This is a genomic window from Hyphomonas chukchiensis (assembly GCF_000682695.1).
Taxonomy (GTDB): domain Bacteria; phylum Pseudomonadota; class Alphaproteobacteria; order Caulobacterales; family Hyphomonadaceae; genus Hyphomonas; species Hyphomonas chukchiensis.
The window spans coordinates 23,581-45,668 of record NZ_AWFG01000001.1; the positions used below are offsets into that span (position 1 = coordinate 23,581).

22 protein-coding genes are annotated in these 22,088 nt (G+C 61.9%); 14 read left to right on the forward strand and 8 right to left on the reverse strand.

Going from position 1 to position 22,088, the window contains the following annotated elements; all coding sequences use genetic code 11:
- Position 1: 1 nt before the first annotated feature.
- Entirely contained in the window at positions 2–442 is a 441-nt protein-coding gene (locus tag HY30_RS00130; RefSeq protein WP_034735748.1) for a nucleoside deaminase, read from the reverse strand.
- A gap of 73 nt (positions 443–515) precedes the next feature.
- On the opposite strand from HY30_RS00130, the gene rsmD reads away from it, so the two are divergent.
- Entirely contained in the window at positions 516–1,076 is a 561-nt protein-coding gene (gene rsmD / locus HY30_RS00135; protein WP_034735750.1) for a 16S rRNA (guanine(966)-N(2))-methyltransferase RsmD, read from the forward strand.
- On the opposite strand, the gene HY30_RS00140 is transcribed toward rsmD, so the two are convergent.
- Complete coding sequence (locus HY30_RS00140) at positions 1,073–2,080, reverse strand: patatin-like phospholipase family protein (RefSeq protein WP_034735751.1); 1,008 nt, start codon at positions 2,078–2,080, stop codon at positions 1,073–1,075. The two genes, rsmD and HY30_RS00140, sit on opposite strands and share 4 nt — an antisense overlap.
- 50 nt (positions 2,081–2,130) lie before the next feature.
- Between HY30_RS00140 and HY30_RS00145 the strand changes: the two genes are divergently transcribed.
- Together HY30_RS00145 and HY30_RS00150 are read left to right on the forward strand one after the other, a co-directional pair.
- Positions 2,131–2,589 carry an NUDIX hydrolase gene (locus HY30_RS00145; protein WP_081811978.1) on the forward strand — a complete coding sequence of 153 codons (459 nt, stop codon included), beginning with the start codon at positions 2,131–2,133 and terminating at the stop codon, positions 2,587–2,589.
- Between the two features lie 55 nt (positions 2,590–2,644).
- On the forward strand, positions 2,645–3,430 hold the full coding sequence (locus HY30_RS00150; RefSeq protein ID WP_034735754.1) for an SDR family NAD(P)-dependent oxidoreductase: 786 nt from the start codon (positions 2,645–2,647) through the stop codon (positions 3,428–3,430).
- A 79-nt stretch (positions 3,431–3,509) separates the two neighbouring features.
- Here HY30_RS00150 and HY30_RS00155 read toward each other — a convergent pair whose 3' ends face one another.
- Both HY30_RS00155 and HY30_RS00160 read right to left on the reverse strand, forming a co-directional pair.
- Positions 3,510–3,794: a hypothetical protein gene (locus tag HY30_RS00155; protein WP_034736637.1), complete on the reverse strand. Its 285-nt coding sequence runs from the start codon at positions 3,792–3,794 to the stop codon at positions 3,510–3,512.
- Between the two features lie 167 nt (positions 3,795–3,961).
- Positions 3,962–4,249: a hypothetical protein gene (locus HY30_RS00160; protein ID WP_034735756.1), complete on the reverse strand. Its 288-nt coding sequence runs from the start codon at positions 4,247–4,249 to the stop codon at positions 3,962–3,964.
- 207 nt (positions 4,250–4,456) lie between these two features.
- On the opposite strand from HY30_RS00160, the gene HY30_RS00165 reads away from it, so the two are divergent.
- Together HY30_RS00165 and HY30_RS00170 are read left to right on the forward strand one after the other, a co-directional pair.
- Complete coding sequence (locus tag HY30_RS00165) at positions 4,457–5,440, forward strand: NAD(P)H-dependent flavin oxidoreductase (RefSeq protein ID WP_034735758.1); 984 nt, start codon at positions 4,457–4,459, stop codon at positions 5,438–5,440.
- Positions 5,433–6,134: an enoyl-CoA hydratase/isomerase family protein gene (locus HY30_RS00170; RefSeq protein WP_051614526.1), complete on the forward strand. Its 702-nt coding sequence runs from the start codon at positions 5,433–5,435 to the stop codon at positions 6,132–6,134. Before HY30_RS00165 ends, HY30_RS00170 begins: the two co-directional genes overlap by 8 nt.
- Here HY30_RS00170 and HY30_RS00175 read toward each other — a convergent pair.
- Positions 6,131–7,336 (reverse strand): PQQ-dependent sugar dehydrogenase, encoded by a 1,206-nt coding sequence (locus tag HY30_RS00175; protein ID WP_034735760.1) that lies wholly within the window; start codon positions 7,334–7,336, stop codon positions 6,131–6,133. The genes HY30_RS00170 and HY30_RS00175 overlap by 4 nt on opposite strands.
- 163 nt (positions 7,337–7,499) lie before the next feature.
- On the opposite strand from HY30_RS00175, the gene HY30_RS00180 reads away from it, so the two are divergent.
- Positions 7,500–7,985, forward strand: coding sequence for a pyridoxamine 5'-phosphate oxidase family protein (locus tag HY30_RS00180; protein ID WP_034735762.1), 486 nt, complete (start codon positions 7,500–7,502; stop codon positions 7,983–7,985).
- 3 nt (positions 7,986–7,988) lie between these two features.
- On the opposite strand, the gene HY30_RS18890 is transcribed toward HY30_RS00180, so the two are convergent.
- A complete protein-coding gene (locus HY30_RS18890; RefSeq protein WP_051614528.1) occupies positions 7,989–8,975 on the reverse strand; it encodes a D-2-hydroxyacid dehydrogenase in 987 nt (328 codons plus the stop codon).
- Here HY30_RS18890 and HY30_RS18895 point away from each other — a divergent pair.
- The 4 genes from HY30_RS18895 to HY30_RS00205 all read left to right on the forward strand — a co-directional run bounded on the left by HY30_RS18895 (position 8,955) and on the right by HY30_RS00205 (position 13,289).
- Positions 8,955–9,380 (forward strand): TIGR02301 family protein, encoded by a 426-nt coding sequence (locus HY30_RS18895; RefSeq protein ID WP_051614532.1) that lies wholly within the window; start codon positions 8,955–8,957, stop codon positions 9,378–9,380. The genes HY30_RS18890 and HY30_RS18895 overlap by 21 nt on opposite strands.
- On the forward strand, positions 9,380–11,296 hold the full coding sequence (locus HY30_RS00195) for a gamma-glutamyltransferase family protein (protein WP_241765598.1): 1,917 nt from the start codon (positions 9,380–9,382) through the stop codon (positions 11,294–11,296). Before HY30_RS18895 ends, HY30_RS00195 begins: the two co-directional genes overlap by 1 nt.
- Positions 11,286–11,948, forward strand: coding sequence for a uracil-DNA glycosylase (locus HY30_RS00200; protein WP_034735763.1), 663 nt, complete (start codon positions 11,286–11,288; stop codon positions 11,946–11,948). Before HY30_RS00195 ends, HY30_RS00200 begins: the two co-directional genes overlap by 11 nt.
- Before the next feature lie 72 nt (positions 11,949–12,020).
- Complete coding sequence (locus tag HY30_RS00205) at positions 12,021–13,289, forward strand: cytochrome P450 (protein ID WP_051614534.1); 1,269 nt, start codon at positions 12,021–12,023, stop codon at positions 13,287–13,289.
- A gap of 12 nt (positions 13,290–13,301) precedes the next feature.
- Here the strand turns inward: HY30_RS00205 and smpB are convergent, their stop codons facing one another.
- Together smpB and dapA are read right to left on the reverse strand one after the other, a co-directional pair.
- Positions 13,302–13,781 (reverse strand): SsrA-binding protein SmpB, encoded by a 480-nt coding sequence (gene smpB / locus HY30_RS00210; protein ID WP_034735765.1) that lies wholly within the window; start codon positions 13,779–13,781, stop codon positions 13,302–13,304.
- 9 nt (positions 13,782–13,790) lie between these two features.
- Positions 13,791–14,669, reverse strand: coding sequence for a 4-hydroxy-tetrahydrodipicolinate synthase (dapA, locus tag HY30_RS00215; RefSeq protein ID WP_034735767.1), 879 nt, complete (start codon positions 14,667–14,669; stop codon positions 13,791–13,793).
- An 89-nt stretch (positions 14,670–14,758) separates the two neighbouring features.
- On the opposite strand from dapA, the gene HY30_RS00220 reads away from it, so the two are divergent.
- The 4 genes from HY30_RS00220 (at position 14,759) to nadA (ending at position 22,035) form a co-directional block, all read left to right on the forward strand.
- On the forward strand, positions 14,759–16,792 hold the full coding sequence (locus tag HY30_RS00220) for a lytic transglycosylase domain-containing protein (protein WP_034735769.1): 2,034 nt from the start codon (positions 14,759–14,761) through the stop codon (positions 16,790–16,792).
- An 80-nt stretch (positions 16,793–16,872) separates the two neighbouring features.
- Positions 16,873–18,330 carry an amidohydrolase gene (locus HY30_RS00225; RefSeq protein ID WP_081811979.1) on the forward strand — a complete coding sequence of 486 codons (1,458 nt, stop codon included), beginning with the start codon at positions 16,873–16,875 and terminating at the stop codon, positions 18,328–18,330.
- Positions 18,331–18,413: 83 nt separating this feature from the next.
- Positions 18,414–20,708, forward strand: coding sequence for a hypothetical protein (locus tag HY30_RS00230; RefSeq protein WP_034735771.1), 2,295 nt, complete (start codon positions 18,414–18,416; stop codon positions 20,706–20,708).
- 184 nt (positions 20,709–20,892) lie between these two features.
- A complete protein-coding gene (gene nadA, locus HY30_RS00235; RefSeq protein ID WP_034735773.1) occupies positions 20,893–22,035 on the forward strand; it encodes a quinolinate synthase NadA in 1,143 nt (380 codons plus the stop codon).
- Positions 22,036–22,088: the final 53 nt, after the last annotated feature.

The following is a 22,088-nucleotide window of genomic DNA, read 5'->3' on the forward strand; positions in this document are numbered from 1 at the left end:
ATTAGGCGCGGCGCGCGCGGAAGAAAGCCTTCAGCAATGCGCTCGCCGTCTCGCCCGCCGCTTCGTCCTGCTCGACTTCCGGCCGCCAATGGCAGGTCGGCTGTTCGAAGAAGCGGGCGCCATGGATCACCGCGCCGCCCTTCGGATCGCAGGCCGCGAAGACCAGCTTGCCGATGCGGGCAAGGCTGATCGCCCCGGCGCACATGGCGCAGGGTTCGAGCGTCACGTACATGTGGAGGTCGGTCAGGCGGTAATTGCCGAGCTTCGCGGCGGCCGCGCGCAGGGCGACAATTTCCGCATGCGCTGTCGGGTCATGGCCTGCGATAGGGGCATTGGCGCCCTCGGCGACAATCTCGCCGGTCGCAGGGTCCACAATCACCGCGCCCACCGGCACTTCGCCAGCTTCGGCTGCCAGCTTGGCCAGCTCAAGCGCGCGCGCCATTGGGGATAGGGTAATTGTCATTCGCCTTGGATCGCCCTACACGCCGGGAAAGTAAAGAGCAGGTGCGTCCCCCATGCGGATCATTGCAGGCGAACATAAAGGCCGCGCCATCGCGGCGCCTAAGGGCCAATCGACCCGTCCTACGGGCGACCGGGCGCGCGAAGCCGTGTTCAATCTCATCGCCCATGCGGCCTGGGCGCCGCCGATTGATGGCGCGCGGGTGATCGACCTCTTTGCAGGCTCTGGTGCGCTCGGGCTGGAAGCCATGTCACGCGGTGCGGCCTTCTGCGTGTTCGTCGAAACCGATGCCGGCGCGCGCGGCACGATTCGCACCAATTGTGAAACGCTGGGCCTGTTCGGCACGACCAGTATCCAGCGCCGCTCGGCGACCGACCTTGGCCCCATCCCGGCAGGCGTCGGCGAACCTTTCACAATCGCCTTCCTCGACCCGCCCTATAACAAGGGCCTCGCCGAACCGGCGCTGGAACAACTCGCCAAGGGTGGCTGGCTCACCGAGGACGCCATCGCGATTGTCGAGACAGCCGCAGACGAAATGCTGGCTTTCAATGGCTGGGAGATACTGGATGCGCGCACCTATGGCGCTGCCAAGGTCAGCTTCCTGCGCCGCGCCTAGATATCCAGGAACTCTTTCCTGAGGTCGATATTCGACGTCTTTGTGCCGACATAATGGGAATCATCTTTGAGCCACGCCTCAGCGGCCGCGCGGCCGAGATCACGCAATTTCGTCAGGAAATCCCAGCTCGTGTCATACTTGCTGCTGAGATCGAAGGCGAGCAGGTCCTTGCCACCGCGAATGGCATGGATGTTCAGACGGCGGTATTTCTTGATGACCGCTTCCTTCAGCATGCCATCGTCGATCAGGTGCTGTACGAAGGCGATGGCGCGCAGCTCTCCTATCAAAGAGGCATTGAAGCTGATCTCGTTGATCCGTTCGGAAATCTCCCCTGCCCGCCTGGGTACGCCCGGCCGGGCCAGCGGATTGAGCATGACGAGCAGGACATCGCGCGGCGCGCCGGAATAGATCAGCGGGAAAAGGCTGGGATTGCCCATATAGCCACCATCCCAATAGTGGCCTCCGTCCACCTCTACCGCCTGGAAGACCTGGGGCAGGCAGGCTGAGGCAAGCACCGTATCGGCAGTGATCATCGTGCGATCGAACACTTTCACCCGGCCGCTTTCCACATTGGTGGCGGACAGGAAGAGCTTGATGCCGGACGCGTGGATGGCCTCGAAATCGATCTCGGCCTCGATAATCTGGCGCAACGGGTTCAGGTTAAACGGATTGAGGTCATAGGGGCTCGCGAGGCTCTGCAGCGCGCTGGCATAGGCAAAGGCCATCGCGCCCCATGTGCCGAACGGCGCCATGCCGGACCCGGAGCGCGACACGCTGCGCCATACCGATTCAAGGCTCGCCTTCGCGCCATCCGCCCCGTCCTTCGCAAAACCCGAGGCCCAGGCCACGGCATTGACCGCCCCCGCCGATGTCGCCGAGATGCCGGCGAGATCGATATCAGGCTCTTCCGTCAGCCGGTCGAGCACACCCCACGTATAGGCCCCGTGCGAGCCACCGCCCTGAAGGGCAAGACTTAGGGACCGGCGCTTTGGTGGCTTTGCCATATCGGAATCCTTGTTATGAGGTCGGCCTACCGACCAAAGGTATAAGAACAATGACCTCTGATGCTCCAAAGGCCGTCATGCGCCCCGTCCCTGCTGTGGGAACAGCCTGTTTTCGCGGGGATGACGTGCTTTTGATCAGGCGCGGCAGCAAGCCTCTGGCCGGCGACTGGTCCATTCCCGGCGGAAAGCTGGAGTTCGGCGAAAGCCTGGCCGATGGCGCCCTGCGCGAATTGCAGGAGGAAACGGGCGTCACCGCACGCATTGTCGGCCTGGTGGATGTCGTCGATGCCATTTTCACGTCCCGCCGCAGCGACGAGACCGCCCGGCATTATGTCCTGTTTGACTATGCCGCCGTGTGGGAGGCTGGCGAGCCCCTGGCGGGCGACGATGCTGCCCATGCCGAATGGATCTCGCCGGACCGGCTGGAAACGCTTGGCCTCTGGGATGAGACAAGGCGCATCATCGAAGCTGCAAGGGCGCTCGTGGGGAATAGCTCAATTATCGCTTGACCCTCCGCAGGGTCAGCTATGTGTTGTCGCCAAAACAATCCCTGAGGAGACACCAATGACCTATGCGCCTTTCGACCTGACCGGAAAAACATGCCTTGTAACGGGCGGAAACCGGGGCATCGGGCTTGGCATGGCCGAAGCGCTCGCCGCCTCGAACGCCGATGTCGCCATCTGGGGCCGCAAGGCCGATGCCAACAAGGCCGCTGTCGCCAAGCTTGAAAAGCTCGGCACTGGCCGTATCGCATCATGGGAAGTGGATGTCGGCGAAGAGGCCGAAGTCGTGAAGGCCATGGCCGATACCGAAGCCCATTTCGGCCGCATCGACACCTGTATCGCCAATGCCGGTGTCGGACGCGGCGCCAGCAGTTTCGAGGAAATGACGCTGGAGACCTGGCGCTTCAATCACCGAATCAACATGGAAGGCGCCTTCTTCACCCTGCGCGAAGCCGCGAAATCCATGGTCAAGCGCGCCAAGGCGGGTGATCCGGGCGGTTCGCTGGTCGGCACAGCCTCGCTGGCCGGCATCGAAGGCGCTGGCCGTAACCAGGCCTATGCGTCGACCAAGGGCGGCCTGATCTCGATGATGAAAGCCATCGCCGTGGAATACGGCCGCTACAATATCCGCAGCAACTCGATTCTGCCGGGCTGGATCGCCACCGACATGACCGAAGCGGCCCAGGACAATGACACGTTCACGACCAAGGTTATCTCGCGCGTACCAATTCGCCGCTGGGGCGAGCCTGAGGATTTCGGCGGCATGGCCGTCTACCTCGCCTCGGATGCATCATCCTACCATTCCGGCACCACGCTGATCATCGATGGCGGCTATTCCGTCTTCTAGGCAAGGCAACATTCGGACATGAAAAAAGGGCCGCTCCGGAAACGGAACGGCCCTTATTCATGTCGGCTGGAGCCGGAGCCTATTCTTGTGGCTCTTCGGTTGCTTCGTCAGCAGCTTCAGCAACGTCGTCAGCAGCATCGTCGAGCGATTCAGCAGCGTCGTCGAGGGCTTCGTCAGCAGCTTCCAGAGAGTCGGAAGCGACTTCGGCCGTTGCGTCAGCAGCGGATTCTGTTGCGTCTGCAGCAGCTTCAACAGCTTCCGAAGCGGATTCGACAGCGGCTTCAGCGGCAGGTGAGGCTTCTTCTTTCGGGCTGCAAGCGGCGAGTGCCAGCGCAGCAGCGCCGATGATCATGATGTTCTTCATTGTGTTACCCCTGTTGTTGGTCAGATGACCGGGGAGGCCCATAGCACTTCTCGGTCATTACTAAAAGTTCATTTTATCATTCAGCCGTGTCGTTCCGACTGTTGATTCCTTATAAAGGAAAAAGCCCTCTCCCGACAGGGAGAGGGCGAATTCCGGTAGAATGGCCGTTATTCGGCATCCGGTGTGGACACTTCAGTGTCAGCTTCGGCTTCCGCTTCAACGGCGGCTTCGGCATCAGCTTCGTCTTCTACGACAACTTCGCCTTCGGCGTCGCCTTGAGCTTCGACAGTCACTTCCGCGTCGTCATCAACCACAACTTCTGCAGTCGTGTCAGCGTCTTCAACGACAGTGACATCAACGTCAGGCGTCACGGTAACTTCTTCTGTTGGGCCCATAGCAAAGGCACCACCAGCGAACAGAGCTGCAACGGCAGCGCTTGCAAAAAGTTTCGTCATAGGAGCTTCCCCTCATTTGACTTATTCACACCGAGTGGACGATTCCCTCGGCTTGATGTGGTATTTGACTGCAGATCGCGGCGGGAATGGGGCAGACTGTAGGCGATTGTGTCCATGCGGAAGCAGGCTTGCCCCTCTTGCGTTGACGCGGGGGCGGCCATTTAGCGTCCGCTATACAAAATCCATTACAGAAAGGACGCCTTCCCGATGGCCCTGAAAACTGCACTGACAGAACTGCTGAAAGTTGAACACCCGATCATGCTGGCAGGCATGGGCGGCGTCTCCTATGCCGAAGTCTGCGCTGCCATGTGCAATGCAGGCGGCTATGGCGTGCTTGGCATGGCCGGCACCGGACCGGACTTCATCGCCGGACAGATGAAACGCGTGCGGGAGCTGACCGACAAGCCCTTCGGCGTCGACCTCCTGGCCGCCAGCCCGGAAAGCCTTGAGGAATCCGTCGACGTCATCATCAAGGGCGGCGCTGATTCCTTCGTGGCGGGGCTGGGCGTACCCATGCCGATCATGAAGCGTCTGAAGGATGCCGGTGTGAAGGTCATGGTTGTCGGCGGCGCCGTGAAACACGCCATCAAGGCCGAGCAGGCCGGCTGTGACGCCGTGATCCTGCAGGGCGGCGAAGGCGGTGGCCATACCGGCCTCGTCGGCACGATGCCCCTGGTGGCACAGGCCGTAGAAGCCGTGAAGATCCCGGTTATTGCCGCTGGCGGCATCTATGACGGCCGTGGTCTCGCCGCCGCCCTCGCGCTCGGTGCCTGCGGTGTCTGGATGGGCACGCGCTTCATCGCGTCCGAAGAGGCCCACGCCGCGAACATGTACAAGCAGGCCGTGGTCGGCGCCGGCGATACCGACACGACCCGCACGCGCTGCTATTCCGGCAAGCCGATGCGCTGCCGCACCAACGAGTACATCAATGACTGGGAATCGCGCCCGGAAGACATCCAGCCCTTCCCGCACCAGGCTATCCATTCCACCCGGACTGGCGTGATTGGCGGCATCGGCGGCATCGTCGACGAAGCAAAACTCAATCAGGACACGTCCTGTTTCGCGATGGGCCAGTCAGCGGGCGGCGTGCACGAAGTGAAGCCGGTCGCAGCGATCGTGGCCGACATCATGCGCGATGCCGAAGCCGCCATCGACCGGATGTCCGGCCTTCGCGTGAAGGCAAATGTCTGATCAGGTTCGCAGCTCTTACACCGGCGGGATCACGGAGATCATCATCGACCGCCCGCCGGTCAACGCGCTCGACTTCGGCACTATTGAAGGGCTTGCGTCTGCCTTTGAAGGCGCTGACAGGAAAAACCCTATTCTAGTGACCGGCGGCGGATCCGTGTTCAGTGCGGGCGTCGACACGAAGGCATTCGCGGCTTACACGCCTGCCGAAAAGGCAGGCATGATCAGGGCCATCACGCGCATGACAGCAAGCTTGGTTTGCCATCCGGCGCCGGTAATTGCCGCCGTCAATGGCCACGCCTTGGGTGGGGGATTCGTCCTGATGCTGTGCGCCGATGTCCGTCTTATAACAGACGCGGCTTCAGCCCGCTTCGGTCTGACAGAATCGCAAGCCGGTGTGCCCTTTCCGGCAGGACCACTGGAAATCATTCGTGAGGAAATCGAACCGAGCTTGCTCCGCCGGCTCACGCTGACAAGCCAGGTGATCGGATCAGACGCGATGATGGAATGCGGGATCGCCGACCAAAGCGTCCCTCAATCCACCCTCATCGAAACGGCGAGGGCACGGGCGCTCACGGTTGCCGCGCAAACTGCCTTTACCAGGGTAAAACAGCAGGTGCGCGGCAGACTCATGGCTGCGCTAAGGACGCTCGCCGACTCCGGCATTGATCCCCTCGCCCAGTCGTTCGACCTCTAGTTAGCCGCGGGCGTCAGTCTCAACAGGCGACCACCTTCGCCATCTTCCAGCACGTAGATCGCGCCGTCTGGCCCCTGCTCAGGCTCGCGTATACGCTTGTCCCATTCGTAACGCGCCGCTTCGGACGCTTCGGGAGCCGCGCCGCCATCGCCTGAAGCAGGCGCAAAGGAAACGCGCACCAGCGCCTTGGACGAGAGGCCACCGATAAAGGCATCGCCCTTCCAGTCGGCGAATGTGTCACCATCATAAAACATCAGGCCCGCAGGGCTGATCGCCGGCACCCAGGCAACCGACGGCGCCTCGAAGATCGGCATGCTTGCATGGCTCGGGATTTTCGTGCCGTCATAATGCTCACCCTCGGAGACGAACGGATAGCCATAATTCTTTGAGCGGATGATCAAGTTCAGCTCGTCGCCCCCCTTCGGCCCCATCTCCTGTTCCCAGAGGCGCCCATCGCTGTCGAATGCAATGCCTAGCGGGTTGCGATGGCCAAGCGTCCAGACCTGGTCTGCCGCCGCGCCATTGCCATAGAACGGATTGTCCTCCGGTACGCTGCCATCCTGATTGATACGGATGATCTTGCCGAGATTCATCGCCATGTTCTGCGCCGGATTGAATTTCTGGCGCTCGCCGGAGCTGATGAACAGATGTCCGTCCGGCGAGACGGCAAGCCTGTGGCCATAATGGCCATTACCTTCGACCTTCGGCGCCTGACGCCAGATCACTTCGCGGTTCGATAGCGCACCGCCCGTCTCCGACAGCGTCAGCGTGGCGCGCTCCACGGCCGCGCCGCTCAGACTGTCATCGCCTGCGTCGCGTTCGACATAGGACAGGAACACCGTGCCATTTTCTGCGAAATCGGGATGCAGGATGAAATCCCCCATGCCGCCCTGCCCGCGCGCGTCGACAGTCGGCGAATTGGACACCTTGCCAAGCTTTTTGCCTTGAGGGGAAAGCAACCAGATGTCGCCAACCTTCTCGGTAACGATAGCGCGGCCATCCGGCACGAACGTCATCGCCCACGCGCTGGCGAATGTTTCGAGCGGTGTCGCCGCCAACTTCATTCCATCCGTACCCGTTATGATTTCCGGTGCTGTATTCTGCGTCAGGGCACTGGTGGCGCTCCCTTGCGCTGATGCGCAATGACAGAGGACGAGCGTGGAGGCGATAGCGCCGACCGCGCGGGTGAAGTTATGAGACATGGTTTCTCCTTTTGACCTGGTTATGCGCCTCTTTCCCGGGCGCCTCGCAGGAGGGGGTCCTGCGCGTGCAGCTTAAATGATCTTCGTCGAAAGCGGGCTGCCTGCCGGAACAAGTCCTGCGCCTGCTGGTTGTTCCGACATAGTCCAATCACAGGAGACATCCATGCCCAGCCAAAAAGAAATTGAAAAGAAACTCTGGTCCGAACTCAAGTCAGACCGCACCATCATGCTTGGTCTTGAAAGCGGCGCCGCCGGCGGCACCCAGCCCATGACGGCCGTACTGGAAGACGACGACCGCGGACCGATCTGGATCTTTTCCTCAAGCGACGTGGATCTCGTCCAGGCTCTCGGCGTCGGCCCATCGGCGGCCGTTGGGCAATTCGTCTCAAAGGGCCACGGCCTCTTTGCCTCGCTCCATGGCCAGCTGCAGATTCAGAACGATCCCGCCACCGTCGAACGCCTCTGGAACCCCTTCATCGCCGCCTGGTATGACGGCAAGGACGACCCGAAACTCCGCCTCATGCGGTTAGACCTTGATCATGCCCATGTCTGGCTGAACGAGAACAGCGTGTTTGCCGGCATCAAGATGCTGTTCGGCACCGATCCGAAGAAAGACTACAAGGACAAGACGGCCGATATCGCCCTCTAGCCCTCAGGCAAATTCAGACTTGTCGATCAGATGCTTCAGCGGTTCGCCGTTGAAGTATCTGTGCAGGTTTTCAATGAATGTATCGTCGGCGCCGATGACCGTCCCATGTGTTTGCGGGCTGTCATGCGGCGTCAGCGTTATTTTGGGATGCGTCCAGAGGGGATTGTCCTGCGGCAGCGGCTCTTCGGACGCTACATCCAGGGCCGCATGTCCGGGCTGGCCCGCATCCAGCGCGGCCATCAGATCAGGTTCGTTCACCAGAGCCCCGCGCCCGAGGTTCATGAATAGCGCATCGGACTTCATCGCTGCGAAGAAATCCGCATCGGCCATGCCTTCCGTTTCCGGCGTGTGCGGCACGCAGATGAGCACGACATCGGCATTTGGCAGTTCGTCCATCATCGCGTCGGGATGCACGATCCGGTCAGCGCCCTCGACGAGGCCCTGCGACCGCTTCACCCCAGTCACCTGGCCGCCCAGCGCCATCACGCGCCGCCCGGTCGACGATCCGATCGAACCAAAGCCTACAATCAGCCATTTCGACCCGCGAATTTCGCGCGAATCCAGCCGGTCCCACACGCCTGCGGCCTGTTGCGCCCGGTGCTTCGGCCCGTGCCGGAAATAATCCAGTGCCTGCCAGAGGGCCCATTCAGACATGGCCTCCGATTGCGTGTGATTGGTCGTGTATTTGCTGGCTGCCTTGCCGATCATTACCAGTGCCGGATTTTCGATACCTGCTGCGGCGGACTGGAACCAATCGAGGCGCCCGCCGCCCACGACAGCCATCATGAACGTGCGCACATGCGGCCCCCAGAAGGCGTCAGCCGTGCCAAAGACAATCTCTGGTTTCGGCTCTGTCACCGTCTCCCCAGTGGATGCCTTGGAGAAGACACCATTATCGTCCATGACGATCATATTGAGTTTGTCTTCAAGGCCCTTGAGCCTTGGAGCGATGCGCGCGAAGGTCTTCGCATGAACAAGACAGTCTTTCATGGCGCCCTGCTTAGCGCGCTCCTGCTAGCGGGCGCAAGCAATGCCTCGGCCCAGTCGGGCATTCCCTTGCGTGGGCCTGACTATTTTCGCGATGCATCAGAGCTCGCAGCAACGCTCGGCTCGGCCCACGCCATCCGCGTGCGCTGCAATGGCCGCGAGGACCAGTACTGGCGCCGCTACATGGCGGACCTGCTGCGCTATGAAGCGCCGGAGAAGGGCAATTTGCGCTCATCCCTCGTGCAGGGCTTTAACAACGCCTACACCCGGACAAGCGCCCAGTATCTCTCCTGCGACAACCGCGCGATCGAGGCCGAGGCCCGCTTTGCCCGTGATGGCCAGGACATTTCCGGGCGCATGGCGACCCACTATTTTCCCAAGGACACCCGCAAGCGAGGACCGAACTGATGATGAAATGGCTGATGGCAGGCGCAGCAGCGCTGCTGGCAAGTTCATGCACCGCGCTAACCCCCGCCCCGCTTGAGGATGATGCGGCCCCCTTCGATGCCGCCGCCAAGCCCGGCCCCGGCGACCGCATGTCTTCCGGGCGCACGCTGGGCGTCCGTTCGGCTGTGGTTGCCCCGCATGCCGCCGCCGCGACGGCCCACCCGCTCGCCACCCAGACAGCACTGGATGTGATGAAGGCCGGCGGCAATGCCATGGACGCCGCCATCGCCGCGAACGCGATGCTTGGCCTCGTTGAGCCTACAGCCAACGGCATTGGCGGCGACCTCTTCGCCATCGTCTGGGATCCGCAAACCAAGCAGCTCTACGGCTATAACGGCTCCGGCCGCTCGGCCATGGGTGCAACCCTCGCCGACATGCAGGCCAAGGCCGACAAGTATATGGACGGCAAGGAAATCCCGCCTTTCGGCACAGCACCTGTCACGGTGCCCGGCACGGTGGACGCTTGGTATGCCCTGCACGAAAAATTCGGCAGCCGCCCGATGCTGGCAAACCTTGAGCCTGCCATCCGCTATGCCCGCGACGGCGCACCGATCCCGGAAGTCATCTCCTATTACTGGAGCTTCGGCCCAAAACGCTTCGAGCCCGCGCATGAAAGCGGCATGCTCGAAGAGTATGACAATGCCAGGAAAACCTATTTCTCGCCCCAACCCCGCGAAGGCAGCCTGTTCACCAATCCGGACCTCGCCGACACGCTGGAACGGATCGGCCAGAAGGGCCGCGACGAGTTCTACAAGGGTGAAACCGCCCGGACGATGGATGCCTATTTCAAACGCATCGGCGGCCCTCTCCGCTATGAAGACTTCGCCACGCACACGGGCGAATTCGTTGAACCGGTCTGCGTTACTTATCGCGCCGACTACAAGGTCTGCGAACTGCCACCAGCCACGCAGGGCATCACCGCGCTGCAAATGCTGAAAATGCTCGAGAAGTTCGATCTAAAGGCCATGGGCTATGGCTCGGCCGATTCGCTGATGGCGCAGATCGAGGCCAAGCGCATCGCCTTTGCCGACCGCGCCCATTATTTCGCCGATCCCAAATTCTCCCGCATCCAGGAAGGCGCCTTCCTGAAGGCCAACCGGCTCGACCGTCAGGCGGCCGCCATCAAGCTCGACAAGGCGATGGACCGCGTGCCGAACTTCCCGTTCGGCGATGTCGAAGCCTCGATCACGCCGGAAGCGGCCGCAGCAGCCGATGCCAAGCTGAAACAGGGCGACACGACCTATCTTACCGTCACAGATAGCGACGGCATGATGGTCTCCCTCATCCAGTCCAATTATCGCGGCATGGGCTCGGGCCTCGTTGCTGACGGGCTCGGCTTCATGTTCCAGGATCGCGGCCAGCTCTTCAGCCTCGACCCGAACCACCCGAACGTGTTCGAGCCCGGCAAGCGCCCCTTCCACACGATTATCCCGGCCTTTGCCTTCAAGAAGAACAAGCCCTCCTGCCAGACACGCGCGCTGCCTATCGATCAGGCCTGCCCGTTCGAGCCATGGCTCAGCTTCGGCCTGATGGGCGGCGGCATGCAGCCTCAGGGTCACGTCCAGATCATCCTCAACCTGGTCGATTTCGACATGGGCCTGCAGGAAGCCGGCGACGCGGCCCGCTGGGAACATGTCGGCGGCTGTGAACCGACCAATGCGTTCAGCGGCGACCCGTGCGAAGCCGACAAGGGCGTCGTCGAGCTCGAAAGCGGCATCCCGCCCGCCGCCCGCGCCGAACTCGAACGCCGAGGCCAGACCGTCAAATGCTGCGCGGCCAATGCCGGCGGCTACCAGGCCATCATGCGTGACTTCGACAGTGGCGCCTGGATCGCCGCCACCGAAATGCGCAAGGACGGCGTTGCTGATGGCTACTAAGACGGCCCTGCCGCCACCCGAAGCCCCCCGGAACTGCCCCATCTGCCCACGTCTGGTAACCTATCGGGAGGCCGTCGCCGCGCGTGAACCCACATGGTTCAACGGCGCCGTGCCCAGTTTCGGAGACGAAACGGCGCGTCTCCTCGTGGTCGGCCTTGCCCCCGGCGTGACGGGCGCCAACCGCACAGGCCGCCCCTTCACCGGCGACTGGGCGGGCGATCTTCTTTATGCGACTTTGGAAAAATTCGGTTTCTCGTCAGGGACTTACGCGGCAGACCCCGAAGATGGGCTCAAGCTGAAAAAGGCCATGATCACCAATGCGGTACGCTGCGTACCGCCTGAGAACAAGCCGGTCGGCGCCGAAATCAACGCCTGCCGCCCCTTCCTCCAGTCCCGTATCAAGGCCCTGCCCCATCTCAAGGTCCTGCTCTGCCTCGGCAAGATCAGCCACGACTCAACAGTCCGCACGCTAGGCCTGAAACTCGCCGCCCACCCCTTCGGCCACAACACGCGCTATGAGGTGGAATTCGAGGGCCGCCCCCTCACCCTTCTCTCGAGCTACCATTGCAGCCGCTACAACACGAATACCGGACGCCTGACGGCCGAAATGTTCGAAGATGTCTTTGCCGCCGCGCGTGACGTCATCGGCTGAGCCCGCGCGACAGCTGCTTGCACGATAGGCAACAACCTATAAGGTAGCTTACACTATCTTATAGGGGTCGCCATGGATATCCAATCGCTAACCGCCATCGAGTCGCTGGGCTTCACGGGAGGGCGCGACAGCTTCAAGGCGTTCTGTGCGACCGCTTTTGCCGGTGACACGCCCCGCTTCCTGCGTAACGCGGCAAATGAGCTGGTGATCTACCGGCATGAGGAGCTGCGCGCCTTCGGGGCCATGGCCGAAGTCGGGGCGCTGCCAGCCGGCCTCATGTTCCCGGGCCTTCATGACCTCCCCGCCGATGCGCCCGTCCCTCCCGGCGGCGGTATTGGCGGCGTGATCTCGAACCAGGTCTTTACAGCCAATCCGCCCATCCACGGCCCGGTCCGCATGACACTGTGGCGCCAGCTCAACCCGAAAAAGGCTGCCGAAATGGAAGACACGGCGCGCCTGGTTGTGCGGGGCATCCTCCGCGATATCCGCGCCCGCAGCGAGATCGACTTCATCGAGGATGTCGCCGAACAGATGACGGCGCGCTTCTGGGGGCAGATGATCGGCATGACACGGGAAGAGATCGCCGCAACGGCCCTCGCCGTTCGCGACATGACATCAATGTTCTACATCCAGATGACGATGGACGACCTTCAGGTGGCCGACACAGCCACCGCCGCCTATGGCCGGCTGGTCGAGGCCGCAGCGGTTCGCAGCCTGGCCGCCGGAACCCATCCGATGATCAATGAGCTGGCCGGCGACCTTGCCGCAATAGACCTCGCCAATGACCCTGCCGAAGCTGGCATCGTTGCCGAAAATGTCGGCAAGCTGCTGGCGGGCAATCTCGTCGACGGTTTCCATACAGCCGCCATCGCCGCAGCGAACACCATATTCGCCCTGCTGCAAAACCCCGGCGCAATGGAGGAGCTGCGCGCTCATCCTGACAAGGTCGGCGCCGCAGTCATGGAAGCGCTACGCTGCGAGCCGCCGGTTATTGCGCTCAAACGCTACGTCCTGCGCGACATGACCTATTCCGGAATGACCATTCTGAAGGGCACGACGGTCATGATGCTCTGGGCCGCCGGCAATCAGGATCCCGCCGTGTTCGACCAACCCTCACAGCTCCAGCTCGACCGTGACCTGCGGGGCGCAACGACGTTCGGAGGCGGCGCCCATATCTGCGTTGGCCGCATGGTCGCCACCATGCTGGTCCGCGTATTGCTGGAGGAGCTGGGCGCGCAGGATATCCGCCTTACGCTGGCTGGTGACGATTATCCCTGGATCGGCAACCACCTGATGTCCCAGATGCGCCACATGCCGCTCAAGGTGAACGCCGCTCCCTGAGGGCGCAGCCCCTCACCCCTCCTTCAGGATGCGGGCTTTCTGGCGCTGCCAGTCGCGCTTGGCCTCGACCTCGCGCTTGTCATGCGACTTGCGGCCTGTCGCTGTGCCGATCAGCAGTTTCGCGATGCCCCGGTCGTTGAAATAGAGTTTCAGCGGCACGATCGTGCGCCCCGCCCGCTCCACTTCCTGAGACAGCTTCGCCAGCTCCCGCTTGGAGACCAGCAGCTTCCGCTTGCGCTTCGGTTCATGGTTGAAACGGTTGGCGGCATTGTAGATCGGGATGTCGCAATTGATCAGGTAAAGCCCGCCATCCTCGACGCTGGCATAGCTCTCGGCAATGTTCGCCTTGCCCTGCCGCAGCGATTTGACCTCGGAGCCGACCAGCATGATGCCGGCCTCCAGCGTATCTTCCACAGCGTATTCACGCCGGGAACGCCGGTTCTCTGCAACGAGGCCATCGCCCCTGCCCTTGGTCTGCGGTGTCTTTGACATGGCGTCTATTTAGGCATGGATGCCCGCGAGTGCCATAGCGGCGTCAATCGTCTCGCGCGCTGCGGCATCCGGCTGCGTGATCGGCAGGCGCACATCCGGCTCGCACAGGCCAAGACGCGACAGGGCATATTTGGCTGGTCCCGGCGACGGCGCACAGAACAGCGCCTTGTGCAGCGCGATCAGTTTGCGCTCGATGGCCTGCGCCCCGGCGAGGTCTCCGGCCTGGAAAGCCGCATGCATGGCGGCGCACATGTCCGGCGCCACATTCGCCGTGACCGAGATGCAGCCCTTGCCGCCCATCGCGAGATAGCCGAGCGCATTTGGATCCTCACCCGACAATTGCACGAACTGGGCAGACCCGATCAGCGCCGCGTGCTGGCTGACGCGCGCCACGTCGCCCGAGGCATCCTTGATGCCGACAATGTTCGGCAGCTGGGCAAGGCGCGCCACGGTTTCCGGCAAAAGATCAACAACAGTCCGGCTTGGCACATTGTAAAGCAAGACAGGCAGGGCAACGGCATCATTGATTGCCCTGAAATGGGCCTCAAGCCCGTCCTGGTTCGGCTTGTTGTAATAAGGACAGACCACAAGGGCTGCGTCCGCGCCAACCGCCTTGGCATGCTCGACAAGATCAATCGCCTCGTCGGTCGCATTCGAGCCTGCCCCCGCAATCACCGGCACGCGTCCTGCAGCAACTTCTACACAAAGCGTCACGACATCCTTGTGCTCTTCGGTCGTCAGCGTCGAGGTTTCACCGGTCGTGCCGACCGGCACAAGTGCACTGGACCCGCCGGCGATCTGGCGCTCGACGAGTGCGGCAAAGGCCTTGCGGTCGACGGCCCCGTTCCTGAAGGGTGTGACCAGTGCTGGGATTGAACCATGAAACATCGTATTGTTGCCGCGATTAGGGAGTTGGTGGGAATTGTAGCGTAATATTTAACAATGCCTTCTCATGCTTTGGCGTAGAAATAAACTCCATGACAGCTCCATTACACCGCCCTTTCGCCGTTTCGATTTTATTGGGCCTCGCTGCCCTCAGCGCTTCCGCGTCGGCCCTGCCCGATGCGCCGAGCCTGAAACCGCAGCGCGTCTATAGCTCGCAGACGACGGACGCGAAAAATGCCGAAATCCTGCACAAGGCGCTCGACGCCGCAGGCCGGTATGACTGGAACGAAGTCGCAGACCTTCAGGCACGCGCCAGCGACCCGGCTGTGCGCAACCTGATCCTGTGGATGCGTGCCAGCGAAGGCGTGCCGGGCATGAGCTTCGATGAAGTCAAGAATGCCATGGATACGCTGCCGACATGGCCGAAGACCGGCGCCATGCGCAAACGCGCCGAGGAAATCATCGACCTCTCTTCGCTCAGCCATGGCGACCGTATTCTCTGGCTCACGCAATCAGGCCCGCGAACGGGTGCCGGCAAGATCGCCCTCGCCCGCAGCTACAAGGCCGTCGGCCAGCCTGCCAAGGCCGAGGCGCTGGTGCGCGATGCCTGGCACAATAATTCCATGGACCGCGATCTCGAACGCATCGTCCTGGCCACCTATGGCGGCCTGCTGACCGAGGCAGACCACCGCGCCCGTATCGAATTCCTGCTCTGGACCAACCAGCGCACCGCCGCCTCCAACCTGAAGCCGCTTGTCAGTTCCGACTATCGCAAGCTCGTCGATGCGCGCATCGGGCTTGCCGGGCGTGGCCGCAATGTCGACAAGCTGGTCGAGGCCGTGCCAGCCTCTCTTCAGGACAATCCGGGCCTGCTCTATGACCGAGCCCGCTGGCGCCGCACGCGCGGCAACCAGGAAGGCGCAACGCCCCTGCTTGTCAGCATCAATGCCAATGACGTGCCGGAAGCCGGTCGTTCCAAGCTCTGGGACGAGCGCAATGTCGCCATGCGCGACGATCTCAAGAACCGCAAATGGTCACGCGCCTACCAGCTCGTCGCGCCACACGGCATGACCGAGGGATCCGACTATGCCGACGCCGAATGGGCGGCCGGCTGGATCGCGCTGCGCCTCAACAACAATCCCGAACGCAGCCTGAAACACTTCCAGGACATGACCGCCAGCGTCGGCACGCCGATCAGCCTTGCCCGCGGTGAGTACTGGGCAGGCCGCGCCGAGGATGCGCTCGGCCAGACCGATGCAGCCGTGGAATCCTATGCCGCCGCAGCCAAGTATAATTTTGTCTATTATGGACAGCTTGCCGCCGAGCGGCTCGGCCAGAAGAAGCTGACCTTTGCCACCTCCGCCGAACCGACGCCGGAACAGGTCGACGCTTTCAATGCCCGCCCCATGGTCAAGGCCCTGCGCCTTCTTGGGGAAGCCGGTGAAGAGCGCATGTTCCGCGAGTTCGCCTACCATATTGACGACCAGCTCGAGAACGAGGCCGATTTCATCCTGCTCGCGCAGCTCGCCAATCAATACCATGTGCCCGATATCGGCGTGCGCGGCGCCAAGGCCGGTCTCGCCAAGGGCATTGTCGCCACCGATGCCGCCTATCCTGTTGTGAACTATCCGATGCTGCGCGAACCACAGGTCGAGCGTCCGCTGATGCTCGCCCTCTCGCGTCAGGAAAGCGAAATGAACCCGAATGCCGTCAGCCATGCCGGCGCCCGCGGCCTGATGCAGTTCATGCCCGCCACCGCCCAGCGCGAAGCGCGCATGCAGGGCCTGCCGTTCCGCACGTCCTGGCTGACAGACGATCCGGGCTACAACATGACCCTTGGCGGCCAGCACCTCGACACGCTGCTCTCCCAGTTCAAAGGCAGCTACATCATGACCGCCGCCGCCTATAATGCGGGCCCCAGCCGGCCAAAGCAGTGGATCGAGGATTATGGCGATCCGCGCACCGGCCAGGTCGACCCGATCGACTGGGTGGAGTTCATCCCGTTCGGTGAGACGCGCAACTATGTCCAGCGCGTCCTCGAGAACACGCAGGTCTATCGCCAGCGCCTCGCCGGAACGCCTGTGGATATCGAGCTTTCGGAAGACCTCGAACGCGGCAAGAACTAGGCCGCTGTGACCCGCCCGCCACTTGGCAGGGCGTCAAACTCCGTTAGGGTCCGCCTGAACCGTTTCAGGAGTACCCCGCCATGTTCCGTCCCGCCGCCTTGACCGCCCTCGCCCTCGTTCTGGTTGCCTGCGGAGGCCCCGGCAAGGACAAGGGCGCCGAAGCGACAGCCGACGGCAAGGGACCGACCGTTCTTACGACCCCGAACGGTCAAGGAACGGACTCCGTTTCCCCCGCAAGCGCCCCGGCAACGCCCCTTCCAAGTGCCGATCCGTCCCTTGTTGAGCTCTACAAGCGCCTCCACGCGGCCCCGGAACTCTCCTTCGAGGAAGCCAATACATCCGCCATCCTGGCGACGGAACTGCAGGGCCTCGGCTTTGAAGTCACCACCGGTCTTGGCCAGGACTGGGTGGTCGACAAGTCCATGAAAGACAATGGCCGCGTCGTCGACGGCGTCGGTGGCTATGGCGTGGTCGGCGTGTTCCGCAATGGCAATGGCCCAACGGTGCTTATCCGCACCGACATGGACGCGCTGCCCGTGCCCGAACAGACCGGATTTCCCTTTGCTTCCAAGGTCGAAGCGACCACATGGACCGGCGTGGAAAGCAATGTCATGCACGCCTGCGGCCATGATGTGCACATGACAACATGGGTCGGCACCGCGCGCGACCTGATCGCCAACAAGAAGAAGTGGAAGGGCACGCTGGTCATGATCGCCCAGCCCGCCGAAGAGATCGGCCTTGGCGCTGAAGCGATGCTGGCCGACGGCCTGTTCACGCGCTTCCCCAAGCCTGACTACAATATCGCCCTGCACGTCTCCGCCGGGGCGCCTGCCGGAACGGTCGAATACTCCACCGGCTTCGCCCTCGCCAATGTCGACAGCGTCGACGTAGTCGTCAAAGGCGTCGGCGGCCATGGCGCCTACCCGCACACGACCAAAGACCCGATCCTCGTCGCCTCGAACATCGTCGTCGCGCTGCAGAGCCTCGTCTCCCGCAATACCGACCCGCAGGACAGCGCCGTCGTCACGGTCGGTTCGTTCAAGGCCGGCGCCAAGCACAACATCATTCCCGATGAAGCCACGCTGCTGATCACCGTACGCTCCTATGATGACAAGACACGGCAGATGCTGCTCGACGGCATCAAGCGCATCGCCAAGGGCGAGGCCGAAGCCTTCGGCGCGCCGGAGCCCGAAGTCACGATCGAGAGCGACTATACGCCCGCCACCTATAACGACCCCGACACCACGGCCCGCACGATGAAAGCCGTCGGTAAGGCCATCGGCGCAACAAACGTCAAAGAGGTCAAACCCGTCATGGGCGGCGAGGATTTCAGCCAGTATGGCCGCACTGCGGAGAAAATTCCGAGCGTGATCTTCTGGCTCGGCGCCGTGGAGCCTGCCAAATATGCCGACTCCAAGAATGGCGGCCCGTCCCTGCCCTCGCTCCACTCCTCGGGCTTCGCCCCTGACTATGACCCGACCATTGCGACAGGCGTGGAGGCCATGTCTGCGGCGGCCATTGAGCTCTTCAAGGACTAGGCTCGCCGCAAAGGCCAAACTTTCAACTTCCCAATGAAGTTAACAAATGGTTAAGTTTCCCCACGTGTGGAGTGGGGACGCCAATGCTGGCTGTATTGAACGTGGAATGGCGGCCCGGCTGGCCGCGATGGAGCGGACTGGGCAAGGAAGACCTCTGGTTGGGCGTCTTTGTCCTTTGTATTGCCTCGCTGGGGGCACTGGCCGTCGCCGTGACGGATCTTGAGAATACCGAGGCCGTCTCAGGCTGGCTCGCCTGGAGCCTTATCATCGCGCTGCCGCTGGCCGCCTATGTCGCGCTCAGTCTGTTTGTCATCGGCAAGCGCTGGGAGGCCACCCACAAGGACGACGCACCCGGCACCGAAGAACAGCCCGCGTTCCACGCCGCCTTCGTCTTCCTGTTTCTGCTTCTCTCGGTCCTGGCCTGGATCGCCTTCGGCCCGAACGTGCCCTTCGGCGCGTGGCCATGGCCGGTTGACCTGACGCACCCCGTACAGCGCAGCATCTATCTCGGCGCCATTGGCGCAGGATTCCTGCCGCTCCTCTATGGCTTCCACCTCGTTGCCACAGAAGCGGGCGGCAAGGGCCACCGCAATTACTTCAAACACCCGGAAGGCCCGGTCAGCATGGCCACGCTGCTGGGCGGCGTCGCCCTGATCGGCGCCATTGGCACGGGTGCATGGGCGGCCGGCGAACAGGTCTTCTCGATGGAGCAGAATTTCGGCCTCGTCATCATGGCGCTGGTCGTGATGGGCTTTCTCGCCTTCATCTTCCTGCCCCACCTCTCCAGCCTGATCGGGGAACGCGACGATACGGAGAAGCCCAAGGTCGCCCCCGCCGGCTTTGCCCTGCATCCGGGGTATCTCGTCAGCGGTCTCGACGCGGCGATGGTGCGTCTGCTCGCCCCTCTATCCGGCGCAACGCAGGGCGGGTTGATGGTGCCGCAGCTGATCCTCCTGCTCATCATGCTGCCGCTCTCGGCGATGGGCTATGCCCTGCCCCATCCCTGGGGCCTCGCGCCGATTGCGATTGCCAGCCTTATCATCTTCGGCCTCGGTCGCCGCTGGGCCTGGGTCGAGGATGACCGCGAAAAGGCGCTGCGCATCCAGACCACACGGTCAGACCAGTTCCGCATCGGCTTCGCCAATGACCTGCGCGACGAGGCGCTGATGGGCTATGCGTGGCTCTTCGTTCTCGTGCCGCTGGCCCTGCGCCAGATCCAGATGCATTTCGACCTGTTCGAGCCGGTCGATCCCGTGATCCTGACCGGCGCGGCCCAGTCTACGGGCCTCGTGGAATGGCTCAAATTCTTCGGCACAGAGCTCGCCAAGGGTGTGCCCATTGTCGACTGGGTCGACATCTATGACGTCACGCAGGAAGAGCCTTTCATTCCGAAAGGCGCCGCCGCCCGCCATATCGTGTTCATCTCGCGCCTGCTTGTGGACGTCGTCCTGATCGCCGCCCTGCTGCAGGCCTTCGGCATCATGCAACGCAACAAGGCCCAGAAACGCCTCTTCGAGGCCGGGCAGATCGACTTTTTCGATCCGTTTCTAGAAAGCCACTTCTTCAGACAGGCCCACCGAGGCACTGATCCAGTGTATTCAAATCGAGCAAAGGTATCCGATAAATTTTCAAACTTGATCGCCTCTCACGTCGAGAAAAGCATAGCCCAATTTCGCGGGGGAGTTCCTTATAGTCTGCAAAGATTGAACGAACTGATTTCCAGCAAGTCGGAGCACGAGCGCCAAGTCGCAAACTGGGTAGTGTGGAAGTATGATCTGCTTGTGGGATCAGTAGAAGATCGCATGGGGCGTCTCGAGCAGCGCTGGAGTGACATTTTGGAGCTTCCTGAGGCCCTAGAGCAGTGGGACGAAAATCCCCAATGGCGAAATCGACAAAGAATGGATTTCGAACGCATTTTGAATGACGCACGTTTTGAGCGGACCGACTATTGGCGTGAACCGAGATCAAAATCCCTGTCTGCGCTACTAAAGCATGTACACGGCAAACCTGATTTCATCGAAGCCCGAAAAGCCGCTTACGCCATTTTGAGCACATCACCGTCGCTTCATGCGGTTCGCGCTCTAGCCGCGCGAGTCATATCGCCAGAGGTGGCCGAAACATTGCCGCAGATGTCAAAGGAATCGGCCCTTGCTTGGTCTTTTGAGGCAGAGCCCAAGGATGCCGAGCGCGCGCTAGCTTTAGATTCACTCGGTGACATCGTCGAATTGATGAACACAACCACGTTGACCAGCAAGAAAACAACGCGGGCTTTTGTCGAAGCTGTTTGCGAACATGTTCTCACAACACCGGGGAAGATGAGTCAGGCTGCTGCAAGGCGGGTGCTTGATAAACTAAAAGGCTTCAAGCGCGAAATTTAGCCGCTACTTGCCAGCCGGTCTTCGCGCCTATAGAAACCCTTTTGCTCATAGTGCGTATAACTATCTCAGAAGCTTTGCACTTGAGCCCTGATCCCGGCCGTTTGAAGGATGCCCTTGAAACGGAAGCTTTCAGGCCCATATTATACTCACATCGAGCATAAGTGCCCGATGCAAGGAGGAACCCATGGCCCGTCTGATCGATTCAGCTCCCGGATGCCCAACCCCGACGCCCCTTCGCGGCGCCTCTGCCGCCGAAGCGCGCGGCCTGTCCTATGACGCCGCCGTCAAGGCCGAAACCGACCATCTCTACCCGCTGGTCGCCGATTTCGTGACCCCAATGGAATGGCCTGCGGTCGCTCCCCTCGTGGCGGCCATCAACCGCCTCAAGAAACAGAAGAACGCGGTCATCCTGGCGCACAATTACATGACGCCGGACATTTTCAGCCTTGTCGGCGATTTCCGCGGTGACAGCCTCCAGCTCGCCCGCGAAGCTTCCGCAACCGCCGCCGACGTGATCGTCCAGGCCGGCGTGCACTTCATGGCTGAAACCTCGAAAATCCTCGCACCGGACAAGACTGTTCTGATCCCGGACCTGCGCGCCGGCTGCTCGCTCGCGGCCTCCATCACGGGCGCCGATGTGCGCCTGATCAAGCAGAAATACCCGGACTATCCGATCGTCACCTATGTGAACTGCACCGCCGAAGTGAAGGCCGAGTGCCACATTACCTGCACCAGTTCCAACGCCGCGCAGGTTGTCGAAGCGATTGCGAAGGAGTGGAAGTCCGACACGGTCATCATGGTGCCGGACCAGTATCTGGCCAAGAACGTGGCGGCCCAGACCGATATCCGTATCCTGACATGGCCCGGCGCCTGCGAAGTGCACGAGCTTTTCTCGGCCGATGATGTGAGCCAGCTGCGCGAGGCCCATCCGGGCGTCGTGATCCTGGCCCACCCGGAATGTCCGCCGGACGTGCTGGAAGCGGCTGATTTCGCCGGCTCCACGTCGGCACTGGCCAATTACGTGTCTGAAAACAGCCCGAGCAAGGTCGTGCTGCTGACGGAATGTTCGATGAGCGACAATGTTGCAGCCGTGAACCCGAACGTGAACTTCATCCGGCCGTGCAATCTTTGCCCCCATATGAAGCGTATCACGCTCGAAAACATCTATGACTGCCTGGTGACGGGCAAGTATGAGGTAAAAATTCCCGAGGACGTTCGCGTGCGGGCTAAACAGGCCCTCGATGCCATGATGGCCCTGCCGAAGATGGAACGTCCCCTGGCCTTCGAAACCGGCCTGAAGCCGCTGGAAGTCGAAATGGTCATGTAAGACAGCGGCGCAGTTGTGCGCTGCCGCGGGGTGGGATTATGGTTGCAACGGGC

What these genes read in the sequence shown, in the direction of transcription:
- HY30_RS00130 (WP_034735748.1), bottom strand. Translation starts at nt 442, where the DNA reads ATGGCGCGCGCGCTTGAGCTGGCCAAGCTGGCAGCCGAAGCTGGCGAA.
- rsmD (WP_034735750.1), top strand. Translation starts at nt 516, where the DNA reads ATGCGGATCATTGCAGGCGAACATAAAGGCCGCGCCATCGCGGCGCCT.
- HY30_RS00140 (WP_034735751.1), bottom strand. Translation starts at nt 2,080, where the DNA reads ATGGCAAAGCCACCAAAGCGCCGGTCCCTAAGTCTTGCCCTTCAGGGC.
- HY30_RS00145 (WP_081811978.1), top strand. Translation starts at nt 2,131, where the DNA reads ATGACCTCTGATGCTCCAAAGGCCGTCATGCGCCCCGTCCCTGCTGTG.
- HY30_RS00150 (WP_034735754.1), top strand. Translation starts at nt 2,645, where the DNA reads ATGACCTATGCGCCTTTCGACCTGACCGGAAAAACATGCCTTGTAACG.
- HY30_RS00155 (WP_034736637.1), bottom strand. Translation starts at nt 3,794, where the DNA reads ATGAAGAACATCATGATCATCGGCGCTGCTGCGCTGGCACTCGCCGCT.
- HY30_RS00160 (WP_034735756.1), bottom strand. Translation starts at nt 4,249, where the DNA reads ATGACGAAACTTTTTGCAAGCGCTGCCGTTGCAGCTCTGTTCGCTGGT.
- HY30_RS00165 (WP_034735758.1), top strand. Translation starts at nt 4,457, where the DNA reads ATGGCCCTGAAAACTGCACTGACAGAACTGCTGAAAGTTGAACACCCG.
- HY30_RS00170 (WP_051614526.1), top strand. Translation starts at nt 5,433, where the DNA reads ATGTCTGATCAGGTTCGCAGCTCTTACACCGGCGGGATCACGGAGATC.
- HY30_RS00175 (WP_034735760.1), bottom strand. Translation starts at nt 7,336, where the DNA reads ATGTCTCATAACTTCACCCGCGCGGTCGGCGCTATCGCCTCCACGCTC.
- HY30_RS00180 (WP_034735762.1), top strand. Translation starts at nt 7,500, where the DNA reads ATGCCCAGCCAAAAAGAAATTGAAAAGAAACTCTGGTCCGAACTCAAG.
- HY30_RS18895 (WP_051614532.1), top strand. Translation starts at nt 8,955, where the DNA reads ATGAACAAGACAGTCTTTCATGGCGCCCTGCTTAGCGCGCTCCTGCTA.
- HY30_RS18890 (WP_051614528.1), bottom strand. Translation starts at nt 8,975, where the DNA reads ATGAAAGACTGTCTTGTTCATGCGAAGACCTTCGCGCGCATCGCTCCA.
- HY30_RS00195 (WP_241765598.1), top strand. Translation starts at nt 9,380, where the DNA reads ATGATGAAATGGCTGATGGCAGGCGCAGCAGCGCTGCTGGCAAGTTCA.
- HY30_RS00200 (WP_034735763.1), top strand. Translation starts at nt 11,286, where the DNA reads ATGGCTACTAAGACGGCCCTGCCGCCACCCGAAGCCCCCCGGAACTGC.
- HY30_RS00205 (WP_051614534.1), top strand. Translation starts at nt 12,021, where the DNA reads ATGGATATCCAATCGCTAACCGCCATCGAGTCGCTGGGCTTCACGGGA.
- smpB (WP_034735765.1), bottom strand. Translation starts at nt 13,781, where the DNA reads ATGTCAAAGACACCGCAGACCAAGGGCAGGGGCGATGGCCTCGTTGCA.
- dapA (WP_034735767.1), bottom strand. Translation starts at nt 14,669, where the DNA reads ATGTTTCATGGTTCAATCCCAGCACTGGTCACACCCTTCAGGAACGGG.
- HY30_RS00220 (WP_034735769.1), top strand. Translation starts at nt 14,759, where the DNA reads ATGACAGCTCCATTACACCGCCCTTTCGCCGTTTCGATTTTATTGGGC.
- HY30_RS00225 (WP_081811979.1), top strand. Translation starts at nt 16,873, where the DNA reads ATGTTCCGTCCCGCCGCCTTGACCGCCCTCGCCCTCGTTCTGGTTGCC.
- HY30_RS00230 (WP_034735771.1), top strand. Translation starts at nt 18,414, where the DNA reads ATGCTGGCTGTATTGAACGTGGAATGGCGGCCCGGCTGGCCGCGATGG.
- nadA (WP_034735773.1), top strand. Translation starts at nt 20,893, where the DNA reads ATGGCCCGTCTGATCGATTCAGCTCCCGGATGCCCAACCCCGACGCCC.